We start from the raw sequence: 23,572 nt of genomic DNA, 5'->3' as shown, positions 1-23,572 counted from the left end.
TATCGCGGACGTTTCGCCCCCACCCCCTCCGGCCCCCTGCATTTCGGATCGCTGGTGGCTGCATTGGCCAGCTGGCTTGAAGCGCGTCATGCGGGCGGGGAATGGCTGGTGCGAGTGGATGACCTGGATCCGCCCCGGGAAGTGCCCGGTGCCGCCGATACCATTCTGCGTCAGCTGGAAACCTTTGGCCTGCACTGGGATGGGCCCGTGCGTTACCAGAGCCAGCGCCACTTCGCCTATCAAGAAGCCGTGGATACCCTGCTCGACAGCGGCCACGCCTTTCACTGCCGCCTGACCCGCAAACAACTGGCAGACCTGGATCACAACCATCCCGGTATCAGCGCTGCGGTGCCCGCCGCCGCCGACACCGCCATCCGTCTGCAGGTTCCTGACCGGGAGCTTCGCTATCTGGATGCCATTCAGGGCCGCATCAGCAACAATCTGCACCAGGACGGTGGCGCTTTTGTCATCCGCCGTCGTGACGGCCTGTTCGGCTATCAGCTGGCCTGCGCCCTGGATGACGCAGATGATGGTATTACCCATGTACTGCGTGGCGCCGACCTGCTCGATTCCACCCTGCGCCAGCGCTGGCTGCTGGAATGCCTGGGCAGACCAGCGCCAGACTATGCGCATTTGCCGGTAATCACCGACGGGCGGGATCTGAAGCTGTCCAAATCCGCAGGCAGTGAAGCTCTGGACCCCGCTCGAGCCAACCTGCTACTCACAGCGGCACTTCGCTGCATTGGCCTGCAGCCACCCTCAGACTTGCAAGGAGCAAGCCCGGCAGAACTTCTGGCATGGGGCACAGCACACTACCCCGATCACCAGTGGCCAGCCGGCCGCCAGCAACCATTGCCAGAGGCGTTGCAAGCTACAAGCTGAAAGTTCCAACGCGAACCGGGAAAACCCCACAGCAAATGCTGTGACTGCCTTTAACGATATAAGCGCGGAGACAGCCGACCAGAACACCAATACACATCCCGTGCCTTGCAGCTTGAAACTTGTAGCTTGCCGCTGCCCGCGCTTTTACACGCCCCACCCCCTGGCGTATGCTCATCGGCCCGGAGGGGTTAAACCACCTATGTATACCGACCGACTGCTGATCATCTTCATTCTCGGCACCTACCTGCTTTCCCCTGCCATCATCGACTGGTGGAGCGAAGGTGGGCGCGCCTGGTATCGCCCCTATCTGATCTGGCTGGGCCTGATCGCCCTGAGTTACTGGATTGCCAAGAGCAAGGATGTCGATGGTCTATAGTGTCAGCGATCTGATCCTGATTGCCGGTTGCTACCTGCTGTTCCTGTTTGCGGTGGCCTGGATCACCGAGCGTGGCTGGCTGCCGGCTCACTGGGTACGCCACCCAGCGGTGTATGTGCTGTCGCTGGGGGTCTACGCCAGTGCCTGGGCCGTGTACGGTTCAGTGGGTTATGCCTACCAGTACGGCTACAACTTCCTGTCCTATTTTCTGGGTATTTCCGGGGTCTTTCTGCTCGCCCCGATTTTGCTGGCACCGATCCTGAGGCTGACCACGACCTACCAGCTCAGCTCCCTGGCAGACCTGTTTGCCTTCCGTTACCGCAGCCGACTGGCTGGCGCCATGACGACCCTGATCATGCTGATCGGGGTGCTGCCCCTGCTGGCGCTGCAACTGAAGGCGGTCGCTGAATCCATCCAGATCCTCAGTGGCACCGCCGACCCCCGCGACCTGGCCGCCGGCTTCTGCCTGATGATGGTGATCTTCGCCATCCTGTTCGGCGCCCGCCATACCACCGCCCGGGAGAAACACGAAGGGTTGGTGATGGCCATTGCCATGGAATCGCTGATCAAACTGCTGGCCTTCGGCGCGGTGGCCTTGCTCGGCCTGTATGGCGTGTTCGATGGACCCGCCAGCCTCAACGCCTGGCTGGATGACCACCCGGAAATGCTGGCGCGGCTCTACTACCCCCTGCAGGACGGTACCTGGCATTCCATGATCATGGCGTTCTTTGTCTCCGCCGTGGTGCTGCCGCACATGTTCTACATGGCCTTTACCGAGAACATGAACCCGCGCGCCCTGGTCACCGCCAGCTGGGCGTTACCGCTGATGTTCCTGCTGATGGCCTTGTGCGTACCGGTGATCCTGTGGGCTGCTGCCGCCGGCAATGCCCCCACCCCACCGGACTACTACGCTCTGGGCATCGGCATGATCACCGGTGGCCACGGCGCCGTGCTCGGCTATATTGCCGGCCTGGCCGGAGCCAGCGGCATGCTGATCGTGGCCACTCTGGCCCTGTCCGGCATGTGCCTGAATCACCTGGTACTGCCCGCCAGCCCGCTGCAGGGCCAGAACCTGTATCGCAACCTGCTCTGGACCCGGCGTATTCTTATCGCCGCCATTCTCGCTCTGGCGTATCTGTTCTACCGTTTCACCGGCACCGATCACACCCTGGTGGAATTGGGCGTGCTCACCTTTGTTGCGACCCTGCAATTTGTTCCCGGACTGATTGGCGCCCTGTTCTGGCCCTCCGGCAATCGAAACGGCCTGTTCGCCGGTTTACTGGTCGGCTTTATCCTCTGGATCATGTTGCTGCTGGTTCCCATCGCCTACCCGAACTGGCAATTCCAGCCACTGATGGAATTGCTGGGCATGCGCTTCCAGACCGGCGCCAGCCAGTGGCACCACGTGGCCATCGCTTCGGTCACCGCCAATGCGTTGATCTACGCCATCGTGTCCATCGTCACCCCCATGTCCCGGTCGGAAAAAAATGCCGCCGAAGCCTGTGCCGTGGACAGCCTGCGCCGCCCCTATCGCTGGGAGCTGGAAGCAAAGAGCGTGGACGACTTCATTGATGCCATGAGCCAGCCGCTGGGGCCGATCACCGCCACCCGGGAAGTGGAAATGTCCCTGCGGGATCTGCACCTGCCGCGCACGGAAACCCGACCCTACGCTCTGAGGCGACTACGTGATCAACTGGAAACCAATCTGTCGGGCCTGCTCGGTCCCTCGGTGTCCCACCAACTGATCGACGACCACCTGCCCTACCTGCCGGAGGAGGAGCAACACTCCAGCGAAGACATTCAGTTCATTGAATCCCGTCTCGAACAGTACCGGGATCGTCTGTCCGGGCTGGCGGCAGAACTGGATGGCCTGCGCCGCTTCCATCGTCAGACGCTGCTGGAACTGCCCATGGGGGTCATTTCCCTGGGCGCTGATCGGGAAATCATCGGCTGGAACCGGGCCATGGAAAGCCTCACCGGTATTACCGCCGAAGACACCATCGGCTCCCGCCTGGCAGACCTGGACCCGCCCTGGGGCGACTTCTTTACTCGCTTCAGCCACGACGACAACGCCCATCAACCCCAGCAGTCACTGGACGTGGAAAACCAGACACGCTGGCTGAGTCTGCACAAATCCGAGGTGATGGGTGCCGGCACCGCCGAGCAGGCTGGCGGGCAGGTACTGGTGATCGAGGACATTACTGAACTGCGCCACATGGAGGCGCACCTGGCTCATAACGAACGCCTGGCCTCCATCGGCCGGCTGGCCGCCGGGGTGGCCCACGAAATCGGCAACCCGGTCACCGCCATTGCCTGTCTGACTCAGAATCTGGATGAAGACAGCGACCCGGAGGAGCAACAGGAAGCCTGCGACCAGATACTGGAACAGACCCGGCGCATCACGCGTATCGTGGAGTCCCTGGTAACCTTCAGTCATTCCGGTGGTATCAAACTCAGTGAGCAGGTACCGGTGAACCTGTGCGATACCGTCGACGAAGCCATCTCATTGCTGCTGCTGGACCCGGATCACCGCCAGCAACCGTTCGAGAATCACTGTCCGGCGAGCTACTGGGTCAAGGGCGACCCGCAACGCTTGCTCCAGGTGTTCATCAACCTGCTTGGCAATGCCGCCGATGCCAGCGAAGACCAGCAGCCAGTCACCGTGCACTGCGAGCCACGCGGTGACTTCCTCGATATTCTGCTGGAAGATCAGGGCCACGGCATTCCGGATACATTGCGTGATGCCCTGTTCGAACCCTTCGTCACCAGCAAGCCGCCGGGCCGCGGCACAGGCCTGGGCCTGGCTCTGGTGTACAGTATTATCGAAGAACATCAGGGCACCATCCGGGTAGAAAGTCCGCTCGGCGAAAAAGGCGGCACCCGCTTTATAGTCAGTCTGCCGGTTCACAGGCAACAAGCCGCGGCCCCCGGACAGCCGGAAACGTAGTATCCTGCTCAACCAGATAAGTAAGGACCCAGCGATACATGAGCCACATCCTGATTGTTGAAGATGAACCGGTGATTCGCGGCGCCCTGCGCAAACTGCTGGTACGCCACGAGCACTCCGTGGCAGAAGCCGACTCCGTGGAGCAAGCCAGGGAGCAACACCTCAATCAGTTTGACCTCATCATCAGCGATCTGCGGCTGCCTGGCGAACCCGGTACTGCCCTGATAGAAAGCGCCGGCACCACCCCGGTGCTGATCATGACCAGCTATGCCAGCCTGCGCTCCGCCGTGGACGCCATGCGTCAGGGAGCGGTGGACTATATCCCCAAACCCTTTGATCACGATGAAATGCTGCTCGCCGTTGAGCGGGTGCTCAAGGAAGGTCGTCTGAATAGAGGCAACCGCGCCCTGAGGCGGGATATGGAACGCAGCTACCCGGTGCACAACATGATCGGGAACAGTGATGCCATGCAGGAGCTCAAGCATCGTATCCACCGGGTGGGCCCCACCAATACCCCCGTACTGATCATGGGTGAATCCGGCACCGGCAAGGAACTCACTGCCCGCGCCCTGCATGAGCAAAGTGAACGGGCCGGCGGCCCGTTGATATCCGTGCAGTGCGCAGCACTACCGAAGAATCTGCAGCTGACCGAACTGTTCGGCGATGAAGAAAGTGCCGGGCGTATCGAGGAAGCTGATGGCGGCACCCTGTTTCTCGATGAAGTAGGTGAACTCAACAGCGACGTACAAAGCCGTTTGCTGACCCTGCTTACCCACCATGAAATACATCGGCAAGGCTCCCTGTCACCGCGCAAGGTGGACGTGCGTATTCTTGCCAGCAGCCAGCTGGATTTACCCGGGCGAGTGGCAGAAGGCCACTTCCGTCAGGATCTGTACTACCGGCTCAATGTCATGGAGCTGACCCTGCCGCCCCTGCGTGAGCGCCAGGATGACCTGCAGAGCCTTGCCAACGCCCTGCTTGCACGCGGCTGCGAAAAACTCAACCGCCACGACCTATACTTCACAGATGCCGCCTGGCAGGCCATGGTCAGCTACAGCTGGCCAGGCAATGTGCGGGAGCTGGAAAATGTCATTGAGCGGGCCATCATTCTCACCGAGGAAGACGGCATTGGCCCGTCACAGCTGGGACTGAACCCCAACCGCACCCCGCAGCGGGTGAGCCGGGCCAGCCTGGACCCCAGCGAAGATCTGTCCCTGGAGGATTATTTCACCCGCTTCGTCATGGAAAACCAGGACAGCATGACCGAAACCGAGTTGGCCCAGAAGCTGGGCATCAGCCGAAAAAGCCTGTGGGAGCGACGCCAACGACTGGGTATTCCACGCAAAAAAGCCGGCGGTCGTCGCTAGCGCACCACCTGTCTGGGCAGTATGACCGGCCAGGCGGCTTTTGCTCCGGACTATGTAAAAATCTTTTGTGCATGGACAAAGGAAAAAAGAACGCATTCCTCGCCAAATGACCGCAGACGGGAACAAGTGTTACCGCGCTACACAGACAGGTAACACCAAGGTTACAAATTCCGGAAATCTATTTACATTTATTTTAAGTTTCTCTTGTAACCTGCTGTTTTTTAACAAATTCACTCTTTGTTGCATTGCCCCGGTGGGACGGGCACTATGAATCCCACGCCAGCTAACAAAAAAAACACCGGCGTACAGGCTCAACAATAACAACAAGAAAGAAGAAGAATAATTTCACGAGCCAATGCAATGCTGCTGCAACTGATGATTGCAGCGACAAGGCAGAAAACAACACAAACAATAATAACAACAGAATCAGCGCAAAATATGGGAGTCACAACTTCGGTTGTGGCTCCTTTTTACTTTCTGGGCCACGCCCAAGTCGGCCAGTATCTCAATAGACGAGAAAAAGTGCTACTATCGCCGCTTTATTGCACACCTTGAGGCTAATACTGACGCATGCCCTGCAAGTTCCTGGAACGTATGACTGGCTGGTTTAAGAAGGGTTCCCTAAAAAACCGCAGAACGTTCGAACCGCGAGTCATTCCCCGCGACCAACATCCCATTTCCCGCAAACAGGTGTCCCGCGCCGCGCTGGATGTGCTTTATGGTCTGCACAAAGCCGGCTTTGAAGCCTATCTGGTCGGTGGTTGCCTGCGGGATATTCTCTGTGGTCGCGAGCCCAAGGATTTCGACGTTTCCACCAATGCGACGCCGGAGCAGGTCAACCGCCTGTTCAAGCGAAGCCGCATTATTGGTCGCCGCTTCCAGATCGTGCACGTGCGATTTGGCCGCGAGGTCATCGAAGTCTCCACCTTTCGCGCCATGAATCGTGAAGACAACCCGGACCGGGACCAGCATCACGCCCACGAAGAAACCGGCCTGGTATTGCGCGACAACACCTGGGGCAGCATTGAGGAAGACGCCCTGCGGCGGGACTTCACCATCAACGCCCTGTACTACAACATTGCCGACTTCACCCTACATGACTTTGTGGGCAGCCTGGATGACATCGACAAGCAGGTCATCCACCTGATTGGCGATCCGGAAACCCGCTTCCGCGAAGACCCGGTGCGCATGCTGCGCGCCGCCCGCTTTGCCGCCAAGCTGGGCTTCCATATCGACCCGGCCACCGGCGATCCGATTCCCGACCTGGCGGAATTGCTGCTGCAAGTGCCGGCCGCGCGCCTGTTCGATGAAGTGCTCAAGCTGTTTCTCAGCGGCCATGCCCGGGATTCCTACGAACAGTTGCAGACGCTGGGCCTTTTCCGCTTTCTGTTCCCGGAAACCCAGCAAGCCCTGGAGGGCGAGAAAGGCGCCATCTGGGAAGCCATGCTACTGGCTGCCATGGACAATACCGACAAGCGCCTGACCGACAACAAGCCGGTCACCCCCGCCTTTATCTATGCGGTACTGCTGTGGCCGGTGATCCAGGAACGCATGGGCCACTATCTGTCCAGCGGCCTGCCGCCGGCACAGGCCCTGCACAAGAGCGCCACCCGAGCCCTCAACCAGCAGATCAAGCACACCGCCATCCCCCGCCGCTTTTCCACGGTGATGCGCGAAATGTGGGAACTGCAGCTACGCCTGGATAAACGCGCCGGCAAGCGCGCCGACGCCATGATGGAACATCCCCGCTTCCGCGCCGCCTACGATTTCCTGTTACTGCGCGAACAGGCAGAAGAGATCAAACCGGGGCTCGGCGACTGGTGGACTCGCTATCAAGAGCAGGACGAACAGGGTCGACGCCAAATGATCAGCGGGCTGGGCAATCAGCCCGGCGGCGGCAACAAGCGACGCCGCCGCCGGCGAAAGAAGCCGTCAACGGAAGGCTGACAAGAAGCGTAGAGGAGCGAGGAGCAAGTCTCGAAAGGCAAGCCCGTTTTTTGATTTCCGAGACTCGAAACTTGTAACGTGTCATTCCCTGATCAGAACAGAGAGCCCCATGCAGGCATTGATCGGCCTTGGCAGCAATCTGGACCACCCCTCGCAACGGCTGATCTCGGCGTTGCGGGCTCTGCAACGTCTACCTGGCATCACCCTGCGCCAGCACTCCCGGCTGTACACCAGTGCTCCGGTCGGTCCTCAGGATCAGCCTGACTATGTCAATGCGGTTGCCGAAATCGACACCGCCCTCGCCCCCCACGCCCTGCTCCACACCCTGCAGGCCCTGGAACTGGCAGCGGGACGCCAGCGCCTGCGCCATTGGGGCGAACGCACCCTGGATCTGGATATCCTGCTGATCGACAATCACCTCATCGATAGCGATGACTTACAGGTTCCTCACCCGCAAATGACCCAGCGCGCCTTTGTACTGCTGCCACTACTCGAAATTTGCCCCCACGCCCTCTTGCCGGATGGCACCGCACTGAGTAGTTTTCTCGGGCAGGTAGCTGATCAAACGATTTCACCGCTGGCAGAGCTGGATCGAAATGCACTCATCGAATGAGAAAACACTAACCGAACGCATTGAACAACGCCGACAGGCCCGCACCCTGCCGCGCTTTATTGCTGTTGAGGGCCCCATTGGTGCCGGCAAGACCAGCCTGGCGAAACGTCTCGCCATGACCTTCGGCTACGATCTGTTGCTGGAACAGGCCGATGACAACCCTTTCCTCACCCGCTTCTACCAGGACCCGGCCCGCTATGCCCTGCAGACCGAGCTGTTTTTCCTCTTTCAGCGCGCCGACCAGCTACGCCAGATTCAGCAGCAGGACCTGTTCGCCGGGCCTCGTATTGCCGACTTTCTGATCGACAAGAATCGCCTGTTTGCCCAGGTCACCCTGGACGAAGATGAATTCGAGCTGTACCGCAACGTGGATGACCACCTGACTCTGGACGCCCCACAGCCTGATCTGGTGATCTACCTACAGGCTCCTGCCCAGGTGCTGCGTCAGCGCATCAGCCGTCGCGGCAACGATTTCGAGCAAGGCATCCAGAGCGATTACCTGGACCGACTCAGCAATGCCTACACGGAATTCTTCCATTTCTACGACCGGGCACCACTGCTGATCGTCAATGCAGCGGAAATCGATCTGGTCAACCACGACCGGGACTACCAGCAACTGGTGAGCGAGTTGCTGGACATCCGTTCCGGGCGCCACTATTTTAACCCCCGGCCGCTGGTAGGCTGAATGAAGCTGCAAGCTGCAAGCTACCAGCTACAACACGACATGGCTCTGGCTGTTTCTGAAAGTCTAGAGCCCGCGCCTGAATCTGTGCGCGGGCTCCGAGGCTTCAAAGCCAGACAGCCTGAGACCGTGTTGTAGCTGGTAGCTTGCAGCTTGCCCCCTGAATTTCCCCGGGAGGTTTCCCATGTCAGTAACCATCCGCACCCTGCAAAAACGCAAACAGGACGGCGAGAAGTTTTCCGTGCTCACCGCCTACGATGCCTGTTTTTCCCGGCTGATCTCGGAAGCCGGCGTAGAGGCCATTCTGGTGGGCGATTCCCTGGGAAACGTGATCCAGGGTCAGACCAGCACCGTGCCGGTGACCCTGGAACAGATGGCCTACCACACCGAATGCGTGGCCCGGGGCAATCAGGGCAGCCTGATCATTGCTGATGTGCCCTTCATGGGGGCCGCCACTGTTGAGCGTGCACTAGAGACCTCCTCCGCGTTGATGCAGGCCGGTGCCAACATGGTCAAACTGGAAGGCAGCGCCTGGCTGGCGGAAAGCATCGAGATCCTCAATCGCAATGGCATCCCGGTCTGCGCCCATCTGGGCCTCACCCCCCAGGCAGTCAATGCCCTCGGTGGCTACCGGGTCCAGGGCAAGGATGATGCCGGCGCCAACGAATTGCTGGAAGCAGCCAAGACCCTGGATCAGGCCGGTGCGGCCATGCTGCTGCTGGAATGTGTCCCCCGGGAGCTCAGCGCCCGCATCACCCGGGAAGTGAGCGTGCCAGTCATCGGCATCGGCGCAGCCCCGGAGTGCGACGCCCAGGTATTGGTGATGCATGACATGCTCGGCATTAGCCCCGGTAAACCGGCCCGCTTCGTCAAGGACTTCATGGCAGAAAACGGTGACATCCGCGCAGCCTTCAAGGCCTATGACCAGGCGGTGAAAGACGGCAGTTTTCCTGCCGACGAGCACTGTTTCTAGAAAACCAGCGGCAAGCTACAAGCTTCAAGCTACAACACGGGTCAGGACATCGTAAAACTGCAGCATCTTGGCCCGCGCACAAACGCCTGGGGAAGAATCCCCCGGCAAAAAATCGCGGGCGGTGAGCCAGTCAGCACTGGCCTCCCCCGCGCCTTGAAGCTTGTGGCTTGCCGCTTTTTTACCCGAGGATTCCCGATGCAAACCGTCCATACCGTATCCCAGGTTCGTGAATATGTGCGTGGCTGGCACCAGAAAGGCCTGTCAGTCGGTTTCGTGCCCACCATGGGCAATCTTCATGATGGCCATATCAGCCTGATCAAGGAGGCGCGGGCCCGTTGCGACGTGGTGGTGGTATCCATTTTCGTCAACCCGACCCAGTTTGGCCCCAATGAAGATTTTGATCGCTATCCGCGCACCCTGGACGCGGATGCCGCCGCACTGGTGGATGCGGGCACGGATCTGCTGTTTGCCCCTTCCGTGGACGAGATGTATCCGTTGGGCCAGAACCAGACCTGGGTGGATGTTGATGGCCTTGGAGACCATCTGTGCGGCGCCAGCCGAGAAGGTCACTTCCGTGGCGTGACCACGGTGGTATCAAAGCTGTTCAACATCGTGCAGCCGGATGTGGCCGTGTTCGGCGAAAAGGACTTCCAGCAACTGGCCATTCTCCGTCGCATGAGCGAAGAACTGCTGTTCCCGATCAAGATCGTCGGCGCCTCCACCAGCCGGGAGAGTGACGGTCTGGCGCGCAGTTCGCGTAATGGCTTCCTGAATGAAAGTGAGCACACACTTGCGCCGCAACTCTATAAAACCCTGCAACAGTTAAAAGCGGATATTGAAGCTGGCGAGAGCGACTACCAGGAGCTGGAAAGCCGTTACCGCGACAGCCTCGAGCAGGCCGGTTTTCAGGTGGACTACCTGACCGTGGCCAACGCCCGCAGCCTGGCCCCCGCCAGTGCCGACGACAGCGATCTGGTAGTCGCTGTGGCCGCCAAACTGGGCAATACACGATTGATAGACAATGTCAGTCTGGCCGTTGTGCGTGACCGGTGATTCATGCATACTTCCGGCCCCTTGAAGCGCCTGCTTGGTAGTAACACCGTGTATCCGCAGGCTTCGGGTAGCGCAAGAGGTAACCAAGATGCAGTGCACCATGCTGAAAGCAAAACTCCATCAGGCTCGAGTGACCCACGCGGAGCTTGAGTACGAAGGGTCCTGTGCCATTGACGGTGACCTGATGGACATGGCGGGTATCCTGGAATACGAACAGATCCAGATCTATAACATCGATAACGGTGAGCGCTTTGAAACCTACGCCATTCGTGGCGAAGCCGGTTCCAAGATCATCTCCGTCAACGGTGCCGCTGCGCATAAAGCCCAGCCTGGCCACCGGGTGATTATCTGCGCCTACGCCAGCTATTCCAGCGCCGAACTGGTCAACTTCAAGCCAAGCCTGATCTACATGGCAGAAGGCAACGAAGTAAAGGGCACCAGCAACGCGATTCCGGTACAGGTTGCCTGATACCCGGATCCGCAAGAAAGAATTTTAAAACGCCGGCTATGCCGGCGTTTTTTTATGCCGCTCCGCGGCGGCAACACACCAACCCCAAACCTCCGCAGGAGCCTGCCTGCAGGCGATCCAAGCCTTGGCCAGAAAAACGAGTTTCGCAAGGCGAGGCTGTCTGCATAGATCAAGATTTGTTGTTTGATTCCGCTACTCGTGACTCGTAAATGATTTCCTCGCTGTCGCTCGCATCGCTTACCGGCAAGCTCCTACAGCAGCCCCTCCTTTCGCGTCCATCGACCTCAGAGCACCCAGCCCGTCCAATCGCCCAGCTATTAACTATTCATTATTAACTGTTAACTGCCCTCCTCCCTTGGCCATTCACCAACACATTGTTTACTCTTGATACCAACAAAACCGCTCCCCCTTCGACCATGGTTGAATAGCCAGCCAGGGAGCGTCACACAATAATGTAGGGAAAGCCGGGAGCCCCACGGGCGCTCCCTACTGGCAGTATCCCAAGGAGACCCCGATGTCCAAGACCCACATTCATCCTGTTCCCGCAGACTTCAAAGCCCAGACCCTGATGGACCGCGATACCTACGAGAAATGGTACGCGCAATCCATCAATGACCCGGACACTTTCTGGGCCGACCGGGCCCGGGAATTTCTGGACTGGAAAACCCCCTGGGACACGGTCAGCGACTGGGATTTCACCGAAGGCCGTGCCGCCTGGTTCCAGGGTGCTACCCTCAACGCCTGCTACAACTGCGTGGATCGCCACCTGCCAGAACGCGCCAACCAAACCGCCATTATCTGGGAAGGTGACGAACCGGATCAGGACAAGCACATTTCCTACCAGCAGCTGTTCGAAGAGGTCAGCAAGTTCGGCAACGTGCTGAAAAACCGTGGCGTAAAAAAAGGCGATCGCGTGGTCATCTATATGCCGATGATCCCCGAGGCTGCCTACGCCATGCTGGCCTGCGCCCGTGTCGGCGCCATTCACTCGGTGGTGTTTGGTGGCTTCTCGCCGGAAGCCCTGAAAGACCGTATTCAGGATGCCGGCGCCTGTGCCGTGATCACCGCCGACGAGGGCGTACGTGGTGGCAAGACCGTGCCCCTGAAAGTGAATGCAGACAAGGCCATGGCCGGTATCGGGAGCGTGCATACCTGCCTGACGGTCAAACGCACCGGCGGCGATGTGGACTGGCAGGCGGATCGGGATGTCTGGTACCACGAAGCCATGGCGGAAGCCTCCAGCGACTGTGAACCGGAGTGGGTCGACGCGGAAGACCCGCTGTTCACCCTCTACACTTCCGGCTCCACCGGCAAACCAAAGGGCGTGGTACACACCACCGCCGGCTATCTGCTCAACACCGCACTGACCCATAAATACGTGTTCGACTACCACGAGGGTGACATCTATTGGTGCACCGCCGATGTGGGCTGGATCACCGGGCACAGCTATATTGTCTACGGACCGCTGGCCAATGGTGCCACCACCCTGATGTTCGAGGGCGTCCCCACTTACCCGGACGCCTCACGCTGCTGGCAAGTGGTGGACAAGCACAAGGTCAATATCTTCTACACCGCACCCACCGCCATTCGCGCCCTCATGGGCCTGGGCGACGAGCCGGTCACCAAAACCTCCCGGGCCAGCCTGAAGTTGCTGGGCACGGTAGGCGAACCGATCAACCCGGAAGCCTGGGAGTGGTATTACAAGGTGGTGGGCGAGTCCCGCTGCCCCATCGTGGATACCTGGTGGCAGACCGAAACCGGCGCCATCATGATCGCGCCGCTGCCGGGTGCCGTGGATCTGAAAGCCGGCTCTGCCACCCTCCCCATGTTCGGCGTACAGCCGGTACTGATGGATCCGGACGGCAACGAACTGGAGGGTGCCACCTCAGGCAACCTGGCCATCAAGGCCAGCTGGCCCAGCCAGATCCGTACCGTCTATGGCGATCACCAGCGGCTGATTGATACCTATTTCAGTGCCTACAAGGGCTACTACTTCACCGGTGACGGCGCCCGTCGCGACGAGGATGGTTACTACTGGATCACCGGTCGGGTGGACGACGTACTCAACGTCTCCGGCCACCGCCTGGGCACCGCCGAGATCGAATCCGCCCTGGTACTGCATACCAGCATTTCCGAAGCCGCTGTGGTTGGCTACCAGCACGATGTGAAGGGCCAGGGTATCTATGCCTATGTGTCTCTCATGGCTGGCAAGGAAGGTAGTGACGAGCTGGTGCAGGAACTGCGCGACATGGTGACACAGGAAATCGGCCCAATCGCCAAACCGGACCTGATCCATTTCGCCCCCGGTCTGCCCAAGACCCGCTCCGGTAAGATCATGCGACGCATCCTGCGCAAAATCGCCGCCAACGAGCTGGACAGCCTGGGCGACACCTCCACCTTGGCCGATCCGGCGGTGGTGGATCAGCTGATCGACACCCGGCTGAATCAGTAAGCAAAACCCAGCTTCATCGCAAGCAACAACAAAAAGGCAGCCATGTGGCTGCCTTTTTGTTGTTGATCGGCAGATTACGCTACCTGCCCCTGTCACACCTACCCTCCGCATTTCTCTCACAGTCTCAATAGTCAATTTCGTACATATATCAGATCGCCTGACCGACAGACATATTTCTGTCATAAGGCATCCTTGCGCACGGAAACAACATGTTGAAAACCAAGGAGAAAATATGAAGAAGCTGATTGCGCTTGCCGCCGTTTCCGGCAGTCTGTTCCTGACCGGCTGTCAGACCCCCTACTCCCCCGGCCTGATCTACAGCGACATGGCCGCCCCGGTTGACGTGCGCGACAACGCTGTTGCCTGCACCAAGGAAGGCAGCGCCACCATGAAAAACTACCTGGGCTTCCTGGCCACCGGCGACGCCTCCACCGCCAAGGCCAAGCAGAACGCCGGTATCGCTCGTGTCGGCACCGTGGATGTACATTTCACCAATATCCTCGGCCTGTACGGCGAAACCACCACCACCGTCTGTGGTGACTAAAGTCTGCCCTTGCCGGCAACCCCGGTATTCAGACACAAAAAAGGCCGGCAAATGCCGGCCTTTTTTGTGTAGCGAAGAAAGGGTTTAGTCTTCCTTGGCTTCCTTCATGGACAGCTTGATACGGCCACGCTGATCCACGTCGAGCACCTTCACCTTGATCAGGTCGCCCTCATTGACGTAGTCAGACACCTTCTCCACCCGCTCTTCAGCGATCTGGGAAATGTGCAGCAGGCCTTCAGTACCGGGCATGATCGCCACGAACGCACCGAAATCCACCACCTTGGTGACCTTGCCTTCGTAGATGGCACCCACTTCGGCTTCGGCGGTGATTTCTTCCACGCGGCGCACGGCTTCTTCCGCCTTCTCGCGGGTTTCGCCGTAGATCTTCACGCTGCCATCGTCTTCCAGGTCGATGGTACAGCCGGTTTCGTCGGTCAGCGCACGGATGGTTGCGCCGCCTTTACCGATCACGTCACGGATCTTGTCCGGGTTGATCTTCAGAGTCAGCAGGGTCGGCGCGTTGTCAGACACCTGGGTGCGGGACTCGCCAATCGCCTTGGCCATCTCACCAAGGATGTGGATACGGCCGGCATTGGCCTGCTCCAGCGCCTTCTCCATGATCTCTTCGGTGATGCCTTCGATCTTGATGTCCATCTGCAGGGCGGTGACGCCACGGGCAGTACCGGCAACCTTGAAGTCCATGTCGCCCAGGTGATCTTCATCACCGAGGATATCGGACAGTACCGCGAAGCGGCCGTCTTCTTCCTTCACCAGGCCCATGGCGATACCGGCCACCGGCGCGGTCAGGGGTACACCGGCATCCATCAGCGCCATGGAGGTGCCACAGACGGACGCCATGGAGGAGGAGCCGTTGGACTCAGTGATCTCGGACACCACGCGAATGGAGTACGGGAAATCTTTTTCGTTGGGCACGACCGCTTCCACACCGCGACGGGCCAGACGGCCGTGGCCGATCTCGCGACGCTTGGGAGAACCGATCATGCCGGTTTCGCCCACACAGTAGGGAGGGAAGTTGTACTGCAGCATGAAGTGGTCCTGACGGGACCCTTCCAGTGCATCGATAAACTGGGCATCACGCATGCCGCCCAGGGTGGCAGTAACGATTGCCTGGGTTTCGCCACGGGTGAACAGGGCGGAACCGTGGGTTTTGGCCAGCACGCCCACTTGACACTCGATAGCACGCACCGCATCCAGGGCGCGACCGTCGATACGTGGCTTGCCGGACACGACAGCTTCACGGACCACGGATTTCTCGACCTTGCCGAACAGCTCCTTCACTTCGCCGGCTTCCGGGGCACCTTCTTCACCGGTAGCAAACGCTTCTACGCAGGCATCACGCAGCTCGCCCACTTTGGCGTAACGGGCCATCTTCTCGGTGATGGTATAGGCTTCGGCCAGAGCGCCTTCGAACTTTTCCTTGATGGCGTTTTTCAGCTCGGTGTTCTCGGCAGGTGCCTGCCAGTCCCACTTCGGGGTGCCCACTTCGGCGGCAAATTCCTTGATGCCCTGGATTACCGGCTGCATCTCCATGTGACCAAACAGCACCGCACCCAGCATCTGGTCCTCGGACAGCTCCTTGGCTTCGGATTCCACCATCAATACGGCAGGCTCGGTACCGGCAACCACCAGGTCCAGCGCGGATTCTTCCAGTTCACTGCGGCTGGGGTTGAGGATGTACATGCCATCCTTGAAGCCCACGCGGGCGGCGCCGATAGGGCCACCAAACGGAATACCGGAAATGGACAGGGCGGCCGAAGTGCCGATCAGAGCGGCGATATCCGGATCCTGGTTCTTGTCAGCGGACATGACCGTGGCAACGACCTGCACTTCATTCATGAAGCCCTTGGGAAACAGCGGGCGAATGGGGCGGTCAATCAGGCGGCAGGTCAGGGTTTCTTTTTCGCTGGGACGACCTTCACGCTTGAAGAAGCCACCCGGGATACGGCCGGCGGCGTAGGTCTTTTCCTGGTAGTTAACGGTCAGGGGGAAGAAGTTCTTGCTGGGATCCGCTTCTTTCTTGCCTACTACGGTGACCAGCACTTCGGTGTCACCGATACGGACCATGACAGCGGCGGTGGCCTGGCGGGCAATTTGCCCGGTTTCCAGGGTTACCGTGTCACGGCCGAACTGAATCTGTTTAGTGATTTTATTGAACATATCTCGTCTCTTCTCTCTTCACGACAATCTTCGAGGCCCATGCCTCTGATAACAATTCATCTTTTGCCCGGGCATCATATCCCGCCAGGGCGCCTGGCCCAACCGTAAATTGGCCTGGAGACACGCCTGAGCCCTCTGGCCCACGATACCTCGGCGCAATCTTACAGCCCTATTTTCCGCAGGCCAGAAACAACAGAAGCCCGGCGGCTGCCGAGCTTCTGTTGGGGTTACCCGATCTGCGGTCTTTTAACGACGCAGGCCCAGCTTTTCGATCAGCTGCAGGTAACGGGTACGGTCCTTCTTGGCCAGGTAGTCCAGCAGCTTACGACGCTGGTTTACCATGCGGATCAGGCCGCGACGGCTGTGGTGATCCTTCTTGTGACCCTTGAAGTGGTCCTGCAGGCCATTGATGTTGGCGCTCAGCAGAGCGATCTGCACTTCCGGGGACCCGGTATCACCTTCTTTCTGGCCGTGCTCTTTCAGGATTTCCGCTTTCTGTTCAGTGGTTAAAGCCATGCTATTTCTCCAATATGCTCAATAAAAAGACGCGGTCAGCCATGCATATTTATAGCTGCCGTCGTTTGGCCTCAGCCCGATACCAGTCGACGCGGCGCAATGCGCCCGTCTTCCAGCACTTCACCGACACCCAGAAATTCCTCACTGGATGCCTGGTAAATACTGACCCAGCCGTCCGCGGGACGGTCTGAGCTCATCACTGGCTGACCCTGCTGCAGGTAATAGGCAGCATTGTCACCCAGCTCAACGCGCGGCCAGTCTGCCACGCTGGTAGATAAAGGCAAGAGCAGCTCGTCGATTGCCTCAAAACCACCGGTTTCCTTGATCTTGCCCAGCTGCTCCAGGGTCAGCATACGCTCCGCCGGGTAGGGGCCGGCTGACAAGCGGCGCAGCGCCGTCACATGACCGCCACAGCCCAGCTTTTCACCGGTATCTTCCACCAGCGAGCGCACATAGGTGCCCTTGGAACAATCCACCTCGAATTCCAGCTCAACGCCTTCGATTCGCAGGATGCGGATATCATAAATCGTTACCGGGCGCGCTTTGCGCTCCACGGTCTTGCCTTCGCGGGCCAGCTTGTAAAGCGGCACGCCATCATACTTGATCGCCGAATACATGCTCGGCACCTGCTCGATATCCCCGATAAAGGACATCAGGGCATCTTCAATCTGGGCCGGGCTGGCGGTTACGTCGGCGGTTCTGACTACCTCACCATCCGCATCGCCGGTTTCGGTGATCACGCCTAATTTGGCGGTCACCCGGTAGCTCTTGTCAGATTCCAGCAGGAACTGACTGAACTTGGTGGCTTCACCAAAACAGATCGGCAACATGCCGGTAGCCAGCGGATCCAGACTGCCTGTGTGGCCGGCCTTGGCCGCCGCAAACATTTTCTTGACCATCTGCAGGGCACCATTACTGCTGACGCCACTGTTTTTATCCAACAGCAGAATGCCGTTGACGTTACGGCCACGGGGACGACGCTTTGCCACCTGACAGCTCCGCTACACTAATCGTTTTCGGTTTCGTCGTTGTCCGGACGCAATTCCCGGTCTTCGGCACGGGCATCATCAATCAGTTGTGAAAGATGTGCCGCCCGTTCCGGGGTCATGTCGTAATGGAAACGCAATTTGGGGGTGGTGCGGGTGTTGAGGCTCTGGGCCAGGCTGCTGCGCAGGAAGCCACTGGCTTTTACCAGCACTTCCTCCGCCTCGGCGCCTTCTTCCTCGCCCTTGCCCAGCAGTGTGAAATACACGTCGGCAAAGGACAGATCCCGGGACACCGTTACATCCTGAATGGTGGCCAGGTTCACCCGCGGGTCTTTCATTTCAAACTGCAGCAACCGCGACAGCTCGCGCTGTATCTGATCGGCAATCCGATCGGTACGGTTAAAGCCCTGCGGGCGACGATGACGACTCATAGATATCGGGGCACGTTCCTTACAGGAAGCGCGCCACCTCCTTCACTTCAAAGACTTCGATCTTGTCGCCGGCTTTGACGTCGTTGTAGCTCTTCACGGCGATACCACACTCCATGCCGTTACGTACTTCCTGGACATCGTCCTTGAAGCGACGCAGCGATTCGAGCTCGCCTTCGAAGACCACCACATCGTCCCGCAACACGCGGATCGGACGATTGCGGTACAGGGTACCCTCGATGACCATACAACCCGCCACTGCACCGAACTTGGAAGAACGGAACACGTCGCGGACCTGGGCGGTACCGAGAATCTCCTCGCGCTTCTCCGGCGCCAGCAGACCACTCATGGCCGACTTGACGTCGTCGATCAGTTCGTAGATCACGCTGTAGTAGCGCAGATCCAGACCTTCCTGCTCGCACAGTTTCTTGGCCTTGGAATCAGCACGAACGTTGAAGCCCAGCAGCACGCCTTCACTCGTCATGGCCAGGTTAACGTCGGATTCGTTGATCGCACCCACGCCGGCAGACACCAGGTTAACCTTCACCTCGTCGGTGCCCAGATCATGCAATGCACCGGTGAGCGCTTCCAGGGACCCGCGCACATCGGTCTTGAGGACGATATTGACCGTCTTGGTTTCTGCGCTGCCCATGTTGGCAAACAGGTTCTCCAGTTTGGAAGCCTGCTGACGCTTGAGCTTAACATCACGGTCACGCTCCTGACGGAACTCAGCCACTTCACGGGCTTTCTTCTCGTCGGGCACCACCTGCACCTGCTCACCGGCTTCCGGCGCACCATCCAGACCCAGCACTTCCACCGGAATGGAAGGACCAGCAGTGGTGATCGGTTTGCCGTTTTCATCAGCCATGGCACGAACGCGGCCGAAGTGCGCGCCGGCCAGCAGCATGTCACCGATATTCAGCTGACCTGCCTGGATCAGAATGGACGCAACGGTACCGCGACCTTTTTCGATACGCGATTCAATCACCACACCGGTAGCAGAGCCCGTGGTCGGTGCTTTCAGTTCCAGCAGTTCAGACTGAAGCAGGATGGCATCAAGCAGGTCATCCACACCCTGACCAGAGTGCGCAGAGACGTTGATGAACTGGTACTCACCGCCCCACTCTTCCGGAATCACATCTTTGGTGGCCAGTTCGTTGCGCACCCGATCCGGGTCCGCCTGCTCTTTATCAATCTTGTTAACGGCGATAATGATGGGCACACCGGACGCCTTGGCGTGGTCGATCGCCTCAGCAGTTTGCGGCATCACACCATCGTCTGCGGCGACCACGATCACCACGATATCAGTAGCCTTGGCACCACGGGCACGCATGGCCGTAAAGGCGGCGTGGCCAGGAGTATCCAGGAAGGTGATCATGCCCTTCTCGTGCTCTACATGGTAGGCACCGATATGCTGGGTAATGCCACCGGCTTCGCCGTCGGCGACCTTGGCCTTGCGGATGTAATCCAGCAGGGAGGTCTTGCCGTGATCCACGTGCCCCATGATAGTGACCACGGGAGCGCGATCACCCAGATCTCCATCATCACGGGTAACCATGTCGGCCAGATGGTCCTCAAGAACCTCTTCCTGACCTTTGCTGGCAACGGCCTTGTGGCCCATTTCTTCCACCAGCAGGAACGCGGTTTCCTGATCAATAAACTGATTGACCGTCGCCATTTCACCCATCTTCATCATGGCCTTGATCAATTCCTTGGCCTTGATGTTCATGCGCTGGGCCAGATCGCCCAGGGTAATGGTTTCCGGTACTTCGACTTCGTAGATTTTCTTCTCCGTCGGGGTTTTAAAGCCGTGCTGCTTGTTCATGGAGCTCTTCATCTGGCCGTGAGCAACGCCGGCTGATTTCGGCTTGCGACGACGACGGCGAGATTGACGCTCTTCACGCTGATAGCTGGCTTCCTGCGCGGCAACAACGATGGAAGACCCTTTGTCTTCCTCTTCTTCAGGCTTTTTCTCTTCCTGATCGCCACGTTTTTCCAGCTCCGCCGCGATACGAGCCGCTTCTTCAGCGGTACGGCGGGCAGCTTCCTCTTCCGCTTTCTTGCGGGCTTCGGCTTCCTGTTTGCGCTTGGCTTCGTCTGCTTCACGCTGCTTGCGTTCGGCTTCTTCGCGCTTGGCTTTTTCTTCCGCAGTTTCTGCCTTGGCAGGCTTTTTGGCGGCCGCTGTCTTCGGCACGGAGACACGCTTGGTCTTCTCTTCCGCCGCCTTTTCACCTGCGGCCTTGCGCTCGGCTTCCGCGCGGGCCTTGGCTTCTTCCTCTTTCTTGCTGGCCGCTTCTTCCTCGGCCTGACGCTTGGCGGCTTCTTCCGCCTGGCGCTTCTCTTCTTCCGCCAGACGCGCAGCCTCTTCGGCCGCCTTGCGCTCGGCTTCCTCGCGTTCCTGCTCCTCAAGCGCTTCGCGTTTCACGTAGGTGCGCTTCTTGCGCACTTCCACGTTAACGGTCTTGGATTTTCCCGCCGCACCAGTGGTCTTGATGGTACTGGTGGACTTGCGCTTGAGGGTAATCTTCTTGGCTTCGGTATCCGCGGCACCATGGGACTTGCGCAGATGAGCCAGCAGCTGCTGCTTCTGCTCATCGGAGACCACTTCGCTGGCATCGCCATGGGGTAGCCCTGCGTCTTTCATCTGCGAAAGCAGCTTTTCGACGGGGGTCCCTACGATGTCGGCCAGTTTCTTTACGGTCGTTTCTGCCATGTCAGCAACACTCTCCTGTCCGTCTCTAGCAGGCTATTGAAAATAGCCTGGGCCATTGCCCTCGGGGCGAATGACCGCGCTGCCCGGCACATTCCGGTCAGCGCATTGTGTGCTTATCTTTGCGGACCGTACCGCGAAGATAGCTTGAAAAGCACCTTATGGCCTTTTCAACACCCTGCTGTTGGTGCCCGCGTCCAATCCGCCAGGATTAAAGGCCGTTACGCCCCGGCTTCGCCTTCATCGGCAAACCAGGGAGCCCGGGCTGTCATGATCAACTCGGCGGCACGCTCTTCGCTCATGCCACTGATTTCCATCAGATCATCCACTGCCTGCTCGGCCAGATCTTCCATGGTGGGGATACCGCGGGATGCCAGTTCCACAGCCAGGTCACGGTCCATCCCTTCCATGTTGAGAAGGTCTTCAGCCGGCTCGGCCAGCTCAAATTTCTCTTCGGATACCAGGGCCTTGGTCAGCAGGACATCCTTGGCGCGCTGGCGCAGGGCATCGACGATATCTTCATCGAACCCGTCGATAGCGAGCATCTCTTCTTCGGGCACGTAGGCCACTTCTTCCAGGGTGGTAAAGCCTTCGTCCACCAGAATGCCGGCCACGTCCTCATCCACGTCCAGTTCTTTCATGAACGTTTCCAGTGCCTGGGCGGCTTCCTCTTCCTGCTTGTTCTGGGCATCGTCAAGAGTCATGACGTTGAGTTCCCAGCCAGTCAGCTCAGAGGCCAAACGGATATTCTGACCGCTGCGGCCAATGGCCTGGGCCAGGGCGGACTCGTCTTCCACCGCAATATCCATGGAGTGGCTTTCTTCATCCATGACGATGGAGGCCACTTCCGCCGGCTGCATGGCATTAATCACCAGCTGCGCCGGATTGTCGTCCCAAAGAACGATATCAATACGTTCACCGGCCAGCTCGTTGGAGACGGCCTGAACACGGGCACCACGCATCCCAACGCAGGCACCCACCGGATCGATACGCTGATCGTTGCTTTTCACAGCAATCTTGGCGCGGGAACCGGGATCACGGGCAGCGCCCTTGATTTCGATCAGCTCTTCGCCGATTTCCGGCACTTCAATTTTGAACAGTTCGACCAACATGTCCGGGCAAGCACGGCTGGCGAACAGCTGAGGGCCACGGTTTTCTTCATTCACGCCAAGCAAGTAAGCGCGAATGCGATCGTTCTGGCGCACCGCTTCGCGGGGAATCATGTGCTCACGGGTAATCAACGCTTCCGCGTTGCCACCCAGATCCAGCACTATGGAATCCCGGTTGGCTTTCTTGACGATGCCGCTGATCAACTCACCAATGCGATCACGATATTCTTCGATGATCTGGCGACGCTCGGCTTCTCGCACTTTCTGCACGATAACCTGCTTGGCCGTCTGGGCGCCGATACGACCGAAGGCTTCGGATTCGATTTCCTCTTCCCAGGTGTCGCCAATCTGCAGAGACGCATCCTGCTCATGGGCTTCATCAAGGGTCAGCTGCTTACCGAATTCGTAAAGCTCTTCATCGGGCACAACGTGCCATACGCGGAAGGTGCGGGAATCACCGGACACACGGTCGATATCCACGCGGATTTCCACGTCTTCTTCCTTAAAGCGTTTCTTGGTAGCAGCCGCCAGAGCCAGCTCGATGGCCTCGAAAATCACGTCACGACTGACGCCTTTTTCGTTTGATACGGTTTCCGCTACCAGCAGGATCTCTTTGTTCATGGCCAGGCCTTTACAAAGACAAAGTTCTTCAGGGCGTGCTCAGTCGAAGCGAGGCTGCAACCGGGCACGATCTACCTGACTGTAAGGAATACGCAGGGTGTCGCCATCAAGCTCCACCACCAGCGTTTCGCCATCCACGGCCACAATGGCCGCCGTCATTTTACGCTTGCCAGATACCGGCGCCAGCAACTTCAGCTGAACGTCTTCACCGATATAGTCGGCATATTGCGCAATATCAAACATGGGACGATCCATGCCCGGCGAGGACACCTCAAGGTTGTATTCGCCGGGTATCGGATCTTCCACATCCAGCACGCCGCTGATTTCGTGACTCACCGCCGCGCAATTATCTACTGTGATACCGTCTTCATGGTCGATATAGACACGCAAAACGGCCCCGCGCCCCTGGATATGTTCAATACCCCAAAGCACGAAGCCCAAGTCTTCAACGACCGGAGCCAGAAGCTCCGTCAATTGTTCTACGCGTTTCGACATGTCCTTTCCGACAGTACAAACAAAAAATGGGCTTGGGGACATTACAGCGACTGCAAGGAAGCCATGCAATCGACCGCACATCCACCGCCCATTCCACTGCTGCGGATAACAAAAGGCCCCTGCTAGAGGGGCCTTTTGTCCGCTTTGAACCAGCCGAAGCTGGTTCCTCTAAGTGGTAGCGGGGGCAGGATTTGAACCTACGACCTTCGGGTTATGAGCCCGAC

The 23,572-nt window shown here is 58.8% G+C and carries 19 protein-coding genes; 12 read left to right on the top strand and 7 right to left on the bottom strand.

All coding sequences use genetic code 11. The annotated features are described in order from the left end of the window. From gluQRS to HUJ17_RS04845, 12 genes are all read left to right on the top strand, one after another. A partial coding sequence (gene gluQRS / locus HUJ17_RS04900; RefSeq protein ID WP_290509620.1) for a tRNA glutamyl-Q(34) synthetase GluQRS occupies positions 1 to 882 on the top strand: 882 nt, incomplete at its 5' end. Positions 883 to 1,081: 199 nt separating this feature from the next. Continuing rightward, positions 1,082 to 1,258, top strand: coding sequence for a hypothetical protein (locus tag HUJ17_RS04895; RefSeq protein ID WP_007149317.1), 177 nt, complete (start codon positions 1,082 to 1,084; stop codon positions 1,256 to 1,258). Next, positions 1,248 to 4,205, top strand: coding sequence for a sensor histidine kinase (locus tag HUJ17_RS04890; protein ID WP_290509643.1), 2,958 nt, complete (start codon positions 1,248 to 1,250; stop codon positions 4,203 to 4,205). Before HUJ17_RS04895 ends, HUJ17_RS04890 begins: the two co-directional genes overlap by 11 nt. Before the next feature lie 38 nt (positions 4,206 to 4,243). After that, positions 4,244 to 5,572: a sigma-54 dependent transcriptional regulator gene (locus tag HUJ17_RS04885; RefSeq protein ID WP_290509619.1), complete on the top strand. Its 1,329-nt coding sequence runs from the start codon at positions 4,244 to 4,246 to the stop codon at positions 5,570 to 5,572. A gap of 594 nt (positions 5,573 to 6,166) precedes the next feature. After that, positions 6,167 to 7,519: a polynucleotide adenylyltransferase PcnB gene (gene pcnB / locus HUJ17_RS04880; RefSeq protein WP_290509618.1), complete on the top strand. Its 1,353-nt coding sequence runs from the start codon at positions 6,167 to 6,169 to the stop codon at positions 7,517 to 7,519. A 109-nt stretch (positions 7,520 to 7,628) separates the two neighbouring features. Then, entirely contained in the window at positions 7,629 to 8,132 is a 504-nt protein-coding gene (gene folK, locus HUJ17_RS04875) for a 2-amino-4-hydroxy-6-hydroxymethyldihydropteridine diphosphokinase (protein WP_290509617.1), read from the top strand. Further along, a complete protein-coding gene (locus HUJ17_RS04870; protein WP_290509616.1) occupies positions 8,116 to 8,817 on the top strand; it encodes a deoxynucleoside kinase in 702 nt (233 codons plus the stop codon). Before folK ends, HUJ17_RS04870 begins: the two co-directional genes overlap by 17 nt. Positions 8,818 to 8,998: 181 nt before the next feature. Beyond that, a complete protein-coding gene (gene panB / locus HUJ17_RS04865) occupies positions 8,999 to 9,787 on the top strand; it encodes a 3-methyl-2-oxobutanoate hydroxymethyltransferase (protein WP_290509615.1) in 789 nt (262 codons plus the stop codon). Between the two features lie 195 nt (positions 9,788 to 9,982). Next, a complete protein-coding gene (gene panC, locus HUJ17_RS04860) occupies positions 9,983 to 10,840 on the top strand; it encodes a pantoate--beta-alanine ligase (protein WP_290509614.1) in 858 nt (285 codons plus the stop codon). 88 nt (positions 10,841 to 10,928) lie between these two features. After that, positions 10,929 to 11,309: an aspartate 1-decarboxylase gene (gene panD, locus HUJ17_RS04855; RefSeq protein WP_035248421.1), complete on the top strand. Its 381-nt coding sequence runs from the start codon at positions 10,929 to 10,931 to the stop codon at positions 11,307 to 11,309. A 514-nt stretch (positions 11,310 to 11,823) separates the two neighbouring features. After that, on the top strand, positions 11,824 to 13,761 hold the full coding sequence (gene acs / locus HUJ17_RS04850) for an acetate--CoA ligase (RefSeq protein WP_290509613.1): 1,938 nt from the start codon (positions 11,824 to 11,826) through the stop codon (positions 13,759 to 13,761). Between the two features lie 232 nt (positions 13,762 to 13,993). Beyond that, positions 13,994 to 14,305 carry a TRL-like family protein gene (locus HUJ17_RS04845; RefSeq protein WP_062817068.1) on the top strand — a complete coding sequence of 104 codons (312 nt, stop codon included), beginning with the start codon at positions 13,994 to 13,996 and terminating at the stop codon, positions 14,303 to 14,305. An 84-nt stretch (positions 14,306 to 14,389) separates the two neighbouring features. Here HUJ17_RS04845 and pnp read toward each other — a convergent pair whose 3' ends face one another. The 7 genes from pnp to rimP form a co-directional block, all read right to left on the bottom strand. Beyond that, positions 14,390 to 16,483, bottom strand: a complete 2,094-nt coding sequence (pnp, locus tag HUJ17_RS04840; RefSeq protein WP_290509612.1) for a polyribonucleotide nucleotidyltransferase — start codon at positions 16,481 to 16,483, stop codon at positions 14,390 to 14,392. 246 nt (positions 16,484 to 16,729) lie between these two features. Then, positions 16,730 to 16,999 carry a 30S ribosomal protein S15 gene (gene rpsO, locus HUJ17_RS04835; protein ID WP_062817070.1) on the bottom strand — a complete coding sequence of 90 codons (270 nt, stop codon included), beginning with the start codon at positions 16,997 to 16,999 and terminating at the stop codon, positions 16,730 to 16,732. A 71-nt stretch (positions 17,000 to 17,070) separates the two neighbouring features. After that, entirely contained in the window at positions 17,071 to 17,988 is a 918-nt protein-coding gene (gene truB / locus HUJ17_RS04830) for a tRNA pseudouridine(55) synthase TruB (RefSeq protein WP_290509611.1), read from the bottom strand. A 17-nt stretch (positions 17,989 to 18,005) separates the two neighbouring features. Then, entirely contained in the window at positions 18,006 to 18,416 is a 411-nt protein-coding gene (gene rbfA / locus HUJ17_RS04825) for a 30S ribosome-binding factor RbfA (protein ID WP_290509610.1), read from the bottom strand. 19 nt (positions 18,417 to 18,435) lie between these two features. Beyond that, a complete protein-coding gene (infB, locus tag HUJ17_RS04820) occupies positions 18,436 to 21,126 on the bottom strand; it encodes a translation initiation factor IF-2 (RefSeq protein WP_290509609.1) in 2,691 nt (896 codons plus the stop codon). 218 nt (positions 21,127 to 21,344) lie between these two features. Further along, complete coding sequence (gene nusA, locus HUJ17_RS04815; protein WP_290509608.1) at positions 21,345 to 22,853, bottom strand: transcription termination factor NusA; 1,509 nt, start codon at positions 22,851 to 22,853, stop codon at positions 21,345 to 21,347. Positions 22,854 to 22,892: 39 nt separating this feature from the next. Next, on the bottom strand, positions 22,893 to 23,348 hold the full coding sequence (gene rimP, locus HUJ17_RS04810; protein WP_290509607.1) for a ribosome maturation factor RimP: 456 nt from the start codon (positions 23,346 to 23,348) through the stop codon (positions 22,893 to 22,895). Positions 23,349 to 23,572 lie beyond the last annotated feature (224 nt).

Source organism: Alcanivorax sp., assembly GCF_014762765.1.
Lineage (GTDB): Bacteria > Pseudomonadota > Gammaproteobacteria > Pseudomonadales > Alcanivoracaceae > Alcanivorax.
The sequence above is the reverse complement of the archived record's forward strand: the minus strand, read 5'-3'. Positions and strand labels throughout refer to the sequence as shown.